Consider the following 12879-nt stretch of genomic DNA (forward strand, 5'->3'; position numbering starts at 1 on the left):
GGGTGAGCCATCGGAGCGCTGGATGCTAAGCAACGGCCTGTTCCTGATCTCGTTGGTGGTGCTTGCGCTCGTGATCCTCGCGGTCCTGGGCGGCGTGTTCTTTTTTGCCGCCAGACGCTCCGCCAGCGCCACCGATAAATCGGCGCGCGGGAATCCGCGCACCGTGCGATTGCGCAGCGACACCCTGCGCGCCTCGTTCCGCCATGCCGTCGAGCTGATCGAAGCGAATATCGCCACGCGCAACGAGCGCTACAACATCCCCTGGGTCCTGGTGCTGAACGAAGGTGCCGACGCGGGACGATTGCCGATTGCACAGTCCGGTGTCGCGAGCATGTTGAGCGCGGAATCGGCGTCGGCGGCGTCGACGCAAGGCATCGGCTGGGAGTTTTTCGATCACGGCATCGTCATCGACCTTCAGGGTGAATACCTGGGCGCGCCCGACGATGACAGCGACACCGCGGAAAAGCCGTGGGATGAGTTCCTCGGCCTGTGCCGCACCTATCGGCCGCAACGTCCGTTCGATTCGCTGGTTCTCACGGTCCCGGCATCCTTACTGCTCAGTGATTCGGTGGATGCCCGTCGCGAACTGACAAGCCGCGCCAAGCTTGCCCATCGTCGCCTCTGGCTGGCGCAGAATCGCTTTGCCATGCGCTTTGCCATCTATCTGGTGATCAGCGAATGTGAACACGTCGAAGGCTTCTCGACGTTTGCACGCGCCTTACCGGAAACGATGCGGGCTAGCATGCTGGGATGGTCATCGCCGTACGATCTGTCGACGCAATACCAGACCGACCGGCTCGACGCGGCATTTACCAGCATTCTGCACTCTGTATCGGACGTCGGCGCCGAGGTGTTGGCGCTGGACGGGACGCCGGAACGCGCGTCGGCCATCTGTATGTTGCCTTCCCGTATCGACGCGATGCGAGAACAACTGCGGCTCTATACCGACGAGTTGATGCGCCCCAGCGCTTATCACGAGCCGTTCCTGTTACGCGGCATCTATCTCACCGGCGACAGCAGCGAGTCCATCGAACGCGTGGCCGCGCTCGATAGCGACGCGAGCACGGTGATCGGCATGGCGCAGGCGGACTGGCGCGAGCCGGTTTTTGGCAGCGCGGCTGCACCGGTCGAAGGCGGCGATACCGGCATCGGCCCGGCAGTGCCAGGGGGATTTGGCGCGAGAAGCCGACACGACTTGCTTGGCCAGTTATCGCTGCAACCGGCGTTCCTCCGCGACCTGTTCGAACGCAAAGTCTTCGCCGAGCGCGGGCTAACGCGGCCGTCGCGTACGCAACATCTGAGCCGTCCGCTATTGCGGCGAAGTCTGCGCTACACGACCATCGGCCTGTTGTGCATCTGGGGCGTCGGTCTGGTGTTCGCCAGCACCGCGCTGCATCAAAGCGCCCGGCAATGGGTGGATGCGTTATGGCAATTGCACCGCCAGCAACAATTGCATGACACCGTGCTGCAAGACGGCGCCACGCCCTCATCGGACGCCGATCGACAAAACACGCTGTTGCTGCTGTCCTTGAGCCAACGGTTCGACCCCGTGACCTCGGCATACGTTTTCATGCCGGGCGCATGGCCCATCTTCGACGATCTGCAACGTGCGGTAGGCGTACGCCTGCAACGCGCCTTCGGCGAGTCGGCGGTGACGACGGTGCAGCGCGAGATTGCAGCACGCGTTGCGACCTTGACGGGTAGCGAGCGCGACCCTGGCACGGGGCAGTTGATCGTCGGTGCCGACTGCCGCGCGCCGGTTATTCCCAACGCCGCCACGCAGCGGCCCGTGGGCCTGCGCGTGGAAGATCAGCCGGAAATGGCCGCGTTGCAGGGCTACGTCGCGTCGCTGACGCAGCTGCAGAACACGCTGGACGCGCTACAACGTCTACGTCGCGCGGCGACGGCGAACGTCGACGATCTGCGTCTGGTCATCGCCTATACGCTCGGCACGCAGCCTCAGGGCGACCTGCGCCGTGCATTGCCGTATTTCTATGCCGATGGCGGCCGACTCGGGCCGCTCTTCGATAACGACTTGCCGGTCATGCGTACGGCCGCACGATGCGCACTCGACAAAGGCACGAGCCGGCTGGGCGACCATTTATTCGCCAACAATCCGCTGATCCTCGCCGACCGCAATGTGATCAATGGCTTGGCGGGGATCTCCATCGATGGCGGGACCGGTGGCACGGCAGCATCGTTGGACCGTTACCAGCAGATCGTGAATGGCATTCAATCGGAAAGCGATCTCGTCGCCTCAAGCGGCGGCGCATGGATGCGTCCGGATGGGCCCTCCCTGGGCACGGCGTTCGATCGATTGGTTGCCCAGGTAGGCCGTGTGGCGTTGCTCGGACCGGAAGCCGCGGATCGCTTACGCACCGACACGAATGCCGCGCTAAGCGCTTTTCGCGCAACGTCGGGTCGTCGCTTCGACGCACCTGACAGCGGCGTGCGATGGGATGCCAAGGAAAGTCATTTCGTCTTGAGCCCGGATCGGATCGCGCTACGCGACGCGCTGACGAATCTGATGAATCAGCCCTTCATGAGCGCGCCGCGCGGACGCACGCTGCCCGCCGCCGTGCCAGGCAGCGTATTCGTGTGGGATACGATGCAGCTCGATCAGATCACGGCCTTGGCCGATGTGCGCAAACGCTATCTGACCGATGGTCTGGCGCACGTCGCGCCGAACAGCGTTGCGGCCTTGCAGTCCGCGGTGGACGCGCAATTCGTCGCCGTCACGACGGATCAGCTTGCCGGCGCGGTCACCGTGACGCCGGTGGTCGCGGGCAGCGACGCGGACGTGGCCGGCTTCCAGGCGGCCATTCCACGCCTTCTCAAAATTGCCGCCTTCCTCGATGAGCTGGGTGCCCATACCCAGGCCAATGCGGTGCGCGCCATCATGTCCGTCGATGCGATGGAACATTTGGGAACGGTCGAAGCGGCGCTGATCAATTCCGAACTGTACGCCGTCGCGACGGGCGGTAGCGGCGCGTCTGGCGGGGACAGCACGACAAGCAGCGGGCAGAACGTCTTGTTCGGCATGTTTGGCGTGCGCGATGCGGCAGGGTTGGCTGCTTATCTCGCGCAGCAATCGGGGCGTGCGCAAGTGCTCGGACAGCAAGCGGCGGTGTACCTGGCCGCCTTGACGCCCAGCGACGCCATGCAGCCGCTGGCCATCCGCTGGCAAGCGATCGAGCGTGATCTCGAACGCTATAAGCTGAAAAATCCGAACAGCGCGCTGCTCGGCATCGAGCAGTTCCTCGGGGCCATCGCCGCGAAAGACGGCACTGCGGCGTGCGCGGATCGGATAGGGAATAGCGCGCCCACCGGCGAAGGTGGCGACTACTTCTCGCAGGTGTATCAGCGCCTGTGGCTGCAGTTATCGAATCGGTGCACGCGCGAGCAAGCACAAGCCGGCCGCACGCGTTGGACCTCGTTCGCGACGGCTTTCAATCGGGATCTCGCCGGCAACGCACCTTTCGGCCTGAATCCGGCACGTCCCGCCGATCCGGGTCAGGTCGCGCAAGTCGATGCCTTGTACCAAGCCGTTGCGCACGTCCTGCCGATGCATAAAGCGGCCACGCGCGGCTATGACGCGGGAAGCGGCGGCGCAGCCGTTCAGCGCTTTGCCGCACAAATGGCGCAGGTCGACGCACTGCTCGGTCCGCTGTTCGGCACTGGCGCCAGCGCTGCCGCCGGCGATGCCGCAACCGGCCCCGCTGGCGCCGGCTATGACCTGGCCGTCGTATTCCGCACGCACCGTCAAGCGGAAAGCGAAGGCAATCAGATCATCGATTGGTCCTTGACGGCAGGCACGCAGACGATTCGCGCGAGCGATCCTGACAACGGCACCCGCACGGTACGGTGGTCATTGGGTACGCCGCTGACATTGACACTGCGTATCGCGAAGAATTCGCCGTTCGTCGCGCAGCCCGATTTGGCGCAACCGGCGATGGACACCGATGGCCGCACGGTGCGTTATCGCTTCAACGATCCGTGGTCGCTGTTCACGATGATCCAGACGCTCCGGGTCGCGGCACCCAGCGGTCTGGGCGTGCCGAGCGAAGAACCTAATCCCACGCTGCAGCTTGCATTTGCAATGCGTGCCGCGGTACCGAATGCAGCCGTCGACAACGGCAACGGCCGCAGCGGCCGCGCTGGAAGCGGAAGCCCCGCCGCGGATATGGCCAGTGCCGCGCAGGCGCAGCGTCAGGCACGCGTTTTCGTGCAACTGCAGATCATGCCGGCAGGCAAGAAGAATGCATTGGCCTGGCCGAGCAGCATGCCCACGCGTGCACCGGCCTGGAATGGTATGTAGGCGTGTCGACGGCATGCAGCGTCGTCGACAGCGGCCCTGCGTTTTGTAAAGTGGCGCTTGCGCGGTAAGCGCACCTGAAAGGAAAGACGTCGATGGACAACTTGGCATCCAGCCTGATCTGGCAACCGGCGCTGACGCTGCCCGACCTGCTCGTGCAGCAGTGGACCGCCGCCTGCATGCCGTTACCGCCTGCGGTGCAAGCGGCGAGCGGCCCGGGCGGCGCGTCGCTACGTTATGCGCCGACGTATCACACCATCCGCGCCGCGCGCGAGGAAGACGATCCCACATTGCCACGCGGGGACTGGGATCGGCCGTTGAAGCGCGCAGACTGGCCTGCCGTCGCCCGACTCTGCGTGGAAACGTTGCAGTTGCACAGCAAAGATTTCCAAGCGGCAGCGTGGCTAAGCGAAGCCTGGACACGGCAGTACGGAACACTGGGGATCTGCGCCAGCATTGCGCTCGTCGAGCATATGCTGGATGAAGACTGGGAGCACGGTTTCCCGTCGATCGCCGACGGCGACCTCGATCCGCGCACCGGTGTGATCGTATGGTGGCGTGACACGCTCGTACGATGTTTGACGCATCGGATCGCGTTATTGCCACTGCGCGAACGCCAGGTGTCGCTTGAAGATTGGTTGCGCCTGGTGCAATCCGGGCAGGCCTTGCGCGTGACGTCGGACCAGGATGACGAAGATGTCACGCTCGACCGGGACGCGTTGATCGCCAGCGTCGACGACACGATGCTCGCGACGTTGGTGATGCATCGGCGGGCCTGCGCCGCCGCCTTGCATCGGCTGCCCGGTCTGGTCGCGAAAATCGATGCAGTGATCACCGACGACGCGCCGAGCTTTGAGCGAATGGCCTTGCAACTGGACGCGTTGCGACGCGCGGCCAACAGTCTGATCGACGAGCGAGCGCCGGACGACGAAGTCGCGCCGCTCGCCCCTTCATCCGCCTTCGCGCCTTTCCCCCTTGTTTCGGACGGAATCGATATGTCCTCCTCAACGCCAATCGACGACACGTCACCGCTGACGGTCGTTCACGATTCCGTGACGAGCGTGACGCCCATGACCTCGATCGATGCGGACGCCCCGCCGTCGCCGGTATTGCCGATGAACGAAGCGGTGGGCGCGTTGCCGGACCCGGCACATCAATTGACCATTGCGCTCGGCCCGACTACACGCGTCGTGGAGACGCCGCACGGACCGCTGGCTATCCATGACCGCCAGCACGCCTACGCCATCATGGAGGCCTTGGCGCGCTACCTGTCGGAAACAGAGCCGCATAGCCCTACCGCCTATCTATTGATGCGCGGCGTGTCGTGGGGATCGATGTCGTTGCTCGAATTGATGCACGACATCTCGCAGGATGAAGGCGATCTGCAGCGGTATTTCAGCGCCATTGGCGTCAGAAGCTAGTTTTTTCTTTTCAGCGTATTTCTTAAAAAAGATCATGACTTCGATTCCGACGAAAAGCCAATTCGCGCAAGCCACGGACCTGAAATACGTCGTATCCGGCAAGCGCTCCGAAGATCACATTCTCAAAATTATCGACGTGCAGCTGGATTGTTTTCACGCGCTGAACGCGGAAAACAATGCGGATATCAAAGCAGCGGGGCAAATTTGCGTGCTTGGGAAACTCTTCTTCGCGACGGATCGATGGCTGAAAGCGTGCGACCAGAAAGCCCCGACGGTGAATAGCCGACGGCGACCGGCGGTGTACGCGTTTTATAAAGTCCTGGTCGACCGTCTGGCGGAAGACACCGGTTTGACCATCAACCATCTCCCGAAGTGGCTCGAGCAAACCTTTGGGAAAGACATGGGCGATCATGGCGTCGACGTCGATATGGGGACGGGCTCGGCGGATTACTATGATAAAGAGACACGCGATAAATACAAACTGGTGTTCAAGGGCGGGATTGCCTACCGCCAGCAATGGTGGGACGACAGTGCAAAGTTGACGCGCGCGAACACGGCAAGCCAAAGTCACAACGGTGCCGGCGTCATTGCAGCCATGTTCAATGGCTATGTTGTCAGCATGTCGGGGGATTTCTATAGCGGCCCGCACGCCATTGGGATGCGTGAGAAACATACCGGCCAATTCCATTCTTCCTATTTATCGGGAAACACGGTCTTGTGCGGCGGCGAAATCCGCATTAACGACGGGATCGTCACCCATATCAATAACAGCAGCGGGCACTATCAGCCTGACGACGCCAATCTGGCAAGCGCGGTGGAAGCGCTCGAACTCGAAGGCGTCAACCTCAAACATCTTCTCGTGACTTCCTTTACGCGCACCGAGAGACCGGCCGATCAATTCCTGAGGGAATTGTATGCAGCGGACGAGCGGCGTGCGCAAGTCGCCAAAGCCGCGCGCGGGCCATCGGCGAAGTCGCGTTTCGAATTCAAGGCAATGATGACGCCGGGAACGGATCACAGAAAGATTGCACTGGAAACGCTGAAGGCACACTGGACCGAGGGCAAGGCACCGGTGCCCAATGCCGGCCATGGCTTCCGAACGCGATTCGAGTGTTACCGTTGCAATCAGGATCTGAGATCGTATTGGAAGGAAATGCTCGATCTCGCCGATAAAGCGGGCGGCATCAAAAACGTCAATATGGTCGTCATCCCGGCGTCGTCGATGCCGGTTATCGCGATCAACACCGGTATCCAGCTGTCCCGCACATTCAATACCGGAATCAATCCGCCCATCGGCTAAGTGCCACCGGCACGCGATCACGCCGCGATGCCGTTTTCCTGTTCGAAGATCTCCTGGCCGGGGGCGTCGGGCGGGAATATCCCCCTGCTACGATAGTAGTCCGCGTACTGGCTGCATATCGTGTGTACGCGACGCAGTTCATCCACGGCGTGCGGATGCAAATCGACGCGCAGATTGATTGCATCCAGATGGTCCGATGCCGTGACGATCAACGCGCCCGAACGCTCAAAGAGGTGGCGCGTGCCATTGCCTTGCCCTCCCGCATCGCGACCCGCTTCGAGCGCTTGCAACATGCGCTCGTCGAATGGTTGCGCTTCACTGCGCTCGAATGCCTCGGCCATCGCCTCGACCACCGACACGCCGCTCAGCACATTCCCCATCGCCACATAGCCTTGCCCTACACGATAGCCTGCCCAGCCGCGCGCGTCAGGACCCGAATGACACCTGACGCTACCGTCCGCGGAGATCACCCCTATCTGTCGATAGGATGCAAAGTCGTCGTCGCGCACCAATGCGTCGGTCACGTATTTTGCCGAATGTCCGAGCTTGAGCAGGTTCAGCGCAAGGGCGTTATTGGTCGTCCGCACGAACGCCTGGCTCATCGTGGCGCCCGCATGGCGATCGAGCCCATCGCACCATTGCCCGACCGCGACTGAATACGTGGCGATACCCAATCCGTAGCGCCGAACGCGGCGCACGCCGCGAGCACGCCTTCGACGACGAGCAGTCATGTGACCGTCGGCTCGGCCTTCAGCCAGTAGAACAACGGTAAAACGGTAACGATGACCAGGAGGCGCGAGTGGACGATCACCGGCTTCCGGCCGATCAGGTCTGAAACAAAGCCGCCGATCGGACTTATCACGAAGCCGACCAAACAGATGCCGATCGTGGCATCGGTCGGCGCGAGGCCGATCATCGCCGAGCTGAGCGCCATCATGCCGACGGTCAATGTCAGCGCGGCCTTCCGACCTATCTTGTCCGCGTACACGCCAATCAGCACCCCGCCGAGGGGACGGAAAAAATACCCGATCGCAAACGTCCCGGTCGACATGACCAATTGAAAGAGCGGACTCAGCGTCGGGAAATAGAGCTTTCCGAGCAGCACCGCAAAGAAGTTATAGGCAGTGAAATCGAAAAATTCGAGGGCATTGCCTATCGTCGTAGCAACGATTACCTCGGTGCTCGATACCGAGCGTGCAGGCATCTCGCCGTCCTTGTCCGAGGCTTTCATGGCGGTGTTCATATGCGATTTTCCGTAACGAATGCACGCAGTGTGTCGTTACAAAACGCTCGCTACAATCAGGAAATGGCAAACGGACTTTTGGTTTTTCCTAAGGAAGGCTAGTGACCGTACCTCGGAATTCATCCCGCTCAGAAAGAGAAATCCGGTCTCGCAGTTATTCCCTCCCCCACCCACATACAAAGGCAACCTTCACAGGTTACCTTCACAGGTTACCTTCACACATGCTACACTCCGTAGCATGAACACCTCCCCCGACCCTGCGCACGACGCTTTCGCCTTCCAGCTCGCCGAAGATCTGCGCACGATCAGCGGCCGCTTGAAGCGGCGCCTGCGCGAACAGGCCGATCCCGGCGATTTCACGGCGTCCCAAAAAACCGTGCTACTCCGGCTGGAAAAGGATGAGCCCATCACCTTGTCGCAACTCGCCCGCAGCATCGGCATGCGCTCTCAATCGCTGGGCGAAATCATCGTCGCCCTCGAAGGCGCCGGGCAAGTGCAGCGCGCGCCGGATCCAAACGATGGCCGGCAAACGCTGTTGTCGCTGACCGAAACCTGCCGTCATCGCATCCAGGAAGGCCGTGCCACCCGGCAAGACTGGCTCTACCGACAAATCCTCGGATCGCTTTCCGGCAGCGAACAACAGCAGTTGGCGAATGCACTGACGTTGGTGCGTCGTCTCGTCGAACGTTGACCTCCAGGAGCTGTGCCATGACCTCGCTGCACCACGCCCTTTCTTTTTTTCCCGCGCATGCGCTCGCCTGGTTTTTCGGCGGCTTGTTCGCGACCAATGCGATACCCCATTTCGTTTCGGGCGTCATGGGCCGTCCGTTCCAGACGCCGTTTGCCAGCCCGCCTGGCGAAGGCCTCTCCTCATCGACGATCAATGTCCTGTGGGGATTTGCCAACCTGATCTTCGCCTGGCTGCTGTTGGCGCACGTCGGTGACTTCGATATCCGCAACCTGGCCGACGCGCTGCCATTCGCTTTGGGCGTGCTCGCCATTGCGCTATTCTCCGCGCGTCACTTTGGTCGCTTTCATGGCGGCACCCTCAACGCGGAGGCGAAACCCCACGCATGACCACGCCGTCCAACAGTGCCTTTCGCTCCCTGTATAACCGTAACTACCGCGTCTGGGCCGGAGGTGCGCTCGTCTCGAATATCGGCACCTGGATTCAGCGCACCGCGCAAGATTGGCTGGTTCTTACGCAATTGACGCATCACAACGCCACCGCCGTCGGCGTCGTGATGGCACTGCAGTTTGGCCCGCAGATGCTTCTGTTGCCGCTGACCGGCTATGCGGCGGACCACATGGATCAGCGCAAACTGCTGATGATCACCCAATCGACGATGGGCGTGCTCGCCGTACTGCTTGGCCTGCTGACGGTCACCGGCGTGGTGCAACTCTGGGAAGTCGATATCTTCGCGCTGCTATTCGGCTGCACCACGGCTTTCGACGCGCCGGTGCGCCAGGTTTTCGTGTCGGCGCTGGTCGGGGACCGAGATCTGCCCAATGCCGTCGCCTTGAATTCCACGTCGTTCAATGCCGCGCGGATGATCGGCCCGGCAGCGGCAGGCGTGATGATTGCAGCAGTCGGCACCGGCTGGGCGTTCTTGCTGAACGGGCTGTCCTTCATCGCCGTGCTGTACTCGCTGTCGCGTCTCGACCCGGCATCGCTCCATCTGCAGGAACGGGCTGTCCGCGCAAAAGGCAGTCTGGTCGCGGGCTTTCGCTATGTGCGCTCACGCGGTGACCTGGCGACAGTACTGATCATGCTGTTTTTTATCGGCACGTTCGGACTGAATTTCGCGCTATTCATTTCGACGATGGCGGTGAATGTCTTCCATCTGGACGCGGGCCACTACGGTTTGCTGTCTTCGGCAATGGCGGTCGGCACGATCAGTGGCGCCTTCCTGGGCGCGAAGCGAGCGCTGCCGCGCTTTCGCATCGTAATGATCGGCTCGCTGGTATTCGGGATCGGTTGTACCGCCGCCGCGCTCGCGCCCAATGAATGGGCCTTTGCAGCAGCGCTCGTCGTCGTTGGCGTTGCCGCGCTGACGGTGACGAACAGCAGCTCCAGCCTGATGCAATTGTCGACGGAGCCCGCGATGCGCGGCCGCGTCATGGCAATCCGCCTCGCGGTGGCGCTAGGCGGAACACCGCTGGGCGCGCCCACGGTGGGCTGGGTCGCCGACCATTTCGGTGCGCGATGGGGTCTGGCCGTAGGCGCCGCCGGCGGTTTCGCGGCAGCAGCGTATGGCGCATGGGCCTGGAAGAAGGGAAAAATCGGCCCGCGCTGACGGCACGGGCTTTCGGCTCGCGGAACGCGCGTTCCGCCGGAACCGAGAGGTAAAGATCCATTCGCCGCGCCGCGAAAAGCATCGCGACGCGGCAAGACGATCAGGTGCGCAGCCGCCCGGTCAGCGGCAATGCGGGCTTCTGCAATACCCGCTCAGCGAGCACGCCGAACACCAAACCCAATACCGTCCAGACCACGGCCTGCATACCGATCGAGGCGAGACGGAACTGCCACAAGGTGCTGGCCGGGAACGTCGCCGGCACTTCATTGATAGCGGGTAAGCCCATCTGCACGGCGGCGACGATCGCGATATAGACCGCACCGCCCACGAGCGATCCGTTCCAGGCGCCCCAGCGCGCCACCGCCGCGCGGCGCACGCTCAGGGCGAACACCATGACCGTTACCGAGATCGCCAGCATCAGGAAGAACAGACCGGTGCGATAGCCGATCGTGTCGGGGTCTCCAACCGAAGGCGGATTCGCCGGATATTTCAACGTCGGCACGATCACCAGCGCGATAAACGCGGCAAGCGCCAGCAACGCCGATAATGATCTCGGCGAGAGACCCTTCACCCGACCGTAGCAAAACGCGAAGGTCAGCGAGAATAAGCCGCCCACCGCTGTCCCAAAAACGAGCACGCCGGTTGCCAGGCCCAAACCCGATTGCACTTGGCGACTGATCAACTCTTCCTCGTGCTCACCGCCATGCGCATGCTCGGCGCTCTCGAAAGCAATCGCGCGATTCACCTGCGGCTCCCCCACGATCTTGCCTACGCCGAAGGCGAACAGACCCGCGGCAATGCCCGCGATCATGCCGCGTACCAGAAGACGACCTACCATGGCGCGGTCCCCTTAGTGGCACGGGAAGCCGAGCAAATGCCGGGCATCGTGAACGAATTCGTGTACGTACATGCCCGGAATCAGCGCGGTAGCGCCCTCTTCCGCACCGACGAAATAGATCGCGATCAACATCAGCAGGCCGCCGAAGACGATCCACGGAAGCAGATCGCGCAGCGGGATGGCAGCAGGCGCTGCGGCGGTGTCGATCGTTTGCGACAAGGTATGTTCAGTCATCGTATCTTCCTGGGGTCGTGCGCCCTGTTTGAAGGAAAGCGCGTCGTCGTGACGACGACGCGATCTTTTGAAAGGCAGGTCTGACTTCCGGGATCCACACGCTTGGCGTATCGGATCCGGACACAGTGGCGCGACCGCGCCGGGTTCTCACCGGCTTCCGCCTTTCAATTCGCGTATTCTACGGCATGAGGCCGCGGCAACGCGTCGACGCGTTGCCGCGCGTGCGCGTCGATCAGCCCGACGGGCGAAGTCGGTCGGGCTGATCGACGGGTCGGCCCTTATCACTACGAGATCGGCGCTCCGCTATGGAACGCCCGGAGCAACTTGGATGGCACGGGCAATTGTCATGATGGCGCATGCATCGACGCCGGCAATGCGCAAAGGCCTATTCCCCGAACGGGATGAAACGGCCGCGCTGCGCGGGCAGCGTCACGCCGCTGCCTTTGACACGGAATCGGAGGGACTAGATGCCCGCGCCGTGGAAGAGCTCCGCGCCGCGCGCGAGAGCGAGGCATTCGTCGCGCTCACCAGCGCCTTTGTCCGCGTCTACTGCGCGCCGTCGGCGATTGCCGTCGCCAGCGCCACCGCCTTGGGCTTTTCCTCGGAACAGATTACGATCGACGGCACGCTCTCGACACCGCATTTCGGCGCGTGGGCCGGAAAAAGCGCGCTGCAAATCGGCCGGGACGATCCCGCCGCCCTGCAGGCCTGGACCCGCGATCCCTACTTCGCACCGCCCGGTGGCGATTCTTTCGACTCGGTGCGTCGCCGCATGACGGTCTGGTTGGCCAGCACGATGAAAGATGATGCGGACACCGTCGAAAACGGCGACGACGCGCTGCCGATTCTGGCGATCGCCAGCGCGACGGTGGTGCGCGCCGCCGTCTTGTTGGCACGCCGCGCGCGCCTCGAGAGCTTCCATCAACTCGATGTCGCGCCTGGCGCGATGTTCGTCCTCTGACGCACGACATGACGCATCGCGCGACGCGTTAAGCACGCGACGCGTCACACTCGGATAATCCCCTCCCGTAAAAGACTCATGACACGACTAACGGCATTGTCGTGTTTTTGCCGACGCGAGACCGGCTTGTCACACGAGAGTATGCGACGATTTGTAACGGTCGTATCTGTATGCGGTTACATCGCCATTGACGGGTTGTCGGGGCGCGCGCAGCGGGCGTACACTCGGCTGCTGCCCGCATTGCAGCGCAGCATGTCGCGACCCCGTTCG

General features: G+C 62.4%; 11 protein-coding genes and 1 riboswitch. Of the genes, 7 read left to right on the forward strand and 4 right to left on the reverse strand.

The features are described 5' to 3' along the window. The first annotated feature begins 22 nt into the window (after positions 1–22). The 3 genes from ABEG21_RS17765 (at position 23) to ABEG21_RS17775 (ending at position 7036) form a co-directional block, all read left to right on the forward strand. The gene (locus ABEG21_RS17765) at positions 23–4318 is read left to right on the forward strand and encodes a type VI secretion system protein (protein WP_347557953.1); all 4296 of its coding nucleotides are present in this window, start codon (positions 23–25) and stop codon (positions 4316–4318) included. A gap of 92 nt (positions 4319–4410) precedes the next feature. Beyond that, complete coding sequence (locus tag ABEG21_RS17770) at positions 4411–5736, forward strand: type VI secretion system ImpA family N-terminal domain-containing protein (protein ID WP_347557954.1); 1326 nt, start codon at positions 4411–4413, stop codon at positions 5734–5736. Positions 5737–5770: 34 nt separating this feature from the next. Then, on the forward strand, positions 5771–7036 hold the full coding sequence (locus tag ABEG21_RS17775; RefSeq protein ID WP_347557955.1) for a hypothetical protein: 1266 nt from the start codon (positions 5771–5773) through the stop codon (positions 7034–7036). A gap of 17 nt (positions 7037–7053) precedes the next feature. Here ABEG21_RS17775 and ABEG21_RS17780 read toward each other — a convergent pair whose 3' ends face one another. Both ABEG21_RS17780 and ABEG21_RS17785 read right to left on the reverse strand, forming a co-directional pair. Next, positions 7054–7734: a DUF1028 domain-containing protein gene (locus ABEG21_RS17780; protein ID WP_347557956.1), complete on the reverse strand. Its 681-nt coding sequence runs from the start codon at positions 7732–7734 to the stop codon at positions 7054–7056. Between the two features lie 29 nt (positions 7735–7763). Further along, positions 7764–8279, reverse strand: a complete 516-nt coding sequence (locus ABEG21_RS17785; protein ID WP_347557957.1) for a hypothetical protein — start codon at positions 8277–8279, stop codon at positions 7764–7766. A 238-nt stretch (positions 8280–8517) separates the two neighbouring features. On the opposite strand from ABEG21_RS17785, the gene ABEG21_RS17790 reads away from it, so the two are divergent. From ABEG21_RS17790 to ABEG21_RS17800, 3 genes are read left to right on the forward strand one after another with little or no spacing between them, the layout of a single operon-like run. After that, the gene (locus tag ABEG21_RS17790; protein ID WP_347557958.1) at positions 8518–8970 is read left to right on the forward strand and encodes a MarR family transcriptional regulator; all 453 of its coding nucleotides are present in this window, start codon (positions 8518–8520) and stop codon (positions 8968–8970) included. Between the two features lie 17 nt (positions 8971–8987). Next, entirely contained in the window at positions 8988–9356 is a 369-nt protein-coding gene (locus ABEG21_RS17795) for a hypothetical protein (protein WP_347557959.1), read from the forward strand. Next, on the forward strand, positions 9353–10576 hold the full coding sequence (locus tag ABEG21_RS17800; RefSeq protein WP_347557960.1) for an MFS transporter: 1224 nt from the start codon (positions 9353–9355) through the stop codon (positions 10574–10576). The genes ABEG21_RS17795 and ABEG21_RS17800 overlap by 4 nt, the downstream gene beginning before the upstream one ends. Before the next feature lie 100 nt (positions 10577–10676). Here ABEG21_RS17800 and ABEG21_RS17805 read toward each other — a convergent pair whose 3' ends face one another. Both ABEG21_RS17805 and ABEG21_RS17810 read right to left on the reverse strand, forming a co-directional pair. Beyond that, on the reverse strand, positions 10677–11414 hold the full coding sequence (locus ABEG21_RS17805; RefSeq protein ID WP_347557961.1) for a CbtA family protein: 738 nt from the start codon (positions 11412–11414) through the stop codon (positions 10677–10679). A 12-nt stretch (positions 11415–11426) separates the two neighbouring features. Next, on the reverse strand, positions 11427–11648 hold the full coding sequence (locus tag ABEG21_RS17810) for a CbtB-domain containing protein (RefSeq protein ID WP_347557962.1): 222 nt from the start codon (positions 11646–11648) through the stop codon (positions 11427–11429). 55 nt (positions 11649–11703) lie between these two features. Beyond that, positions 11704–11859, reverse strand: a riboswitch (cobalamin riboswitch). A gap of 117 nt (positions 11860–11976) precedes the next feature. On the opposite strand from ABEG21_RS17810, the gene ABEG21_RS17815 reads away from it, so the two are divergent. Then, entirely contained in the window at positions 11977–12609 is a 633-nt protein-coding gene (locus ABEG21_RS17815) for a histidine phosphatase family protein (RefSeq protein WP_347557963.1), read from the forward strand. Positions 12610–12879 lie beyond the last annotated feature (270 nt).

The sequence above is a fragment of the Robbsia sp. KACC 23696 genome (genome assembly GCF_039852015.1).
Lineage (GTDB): Bacteria > Pseudomonadota > Gammaproteobacteria > Burkholderiales > Burkholderiaceae > Robbsia.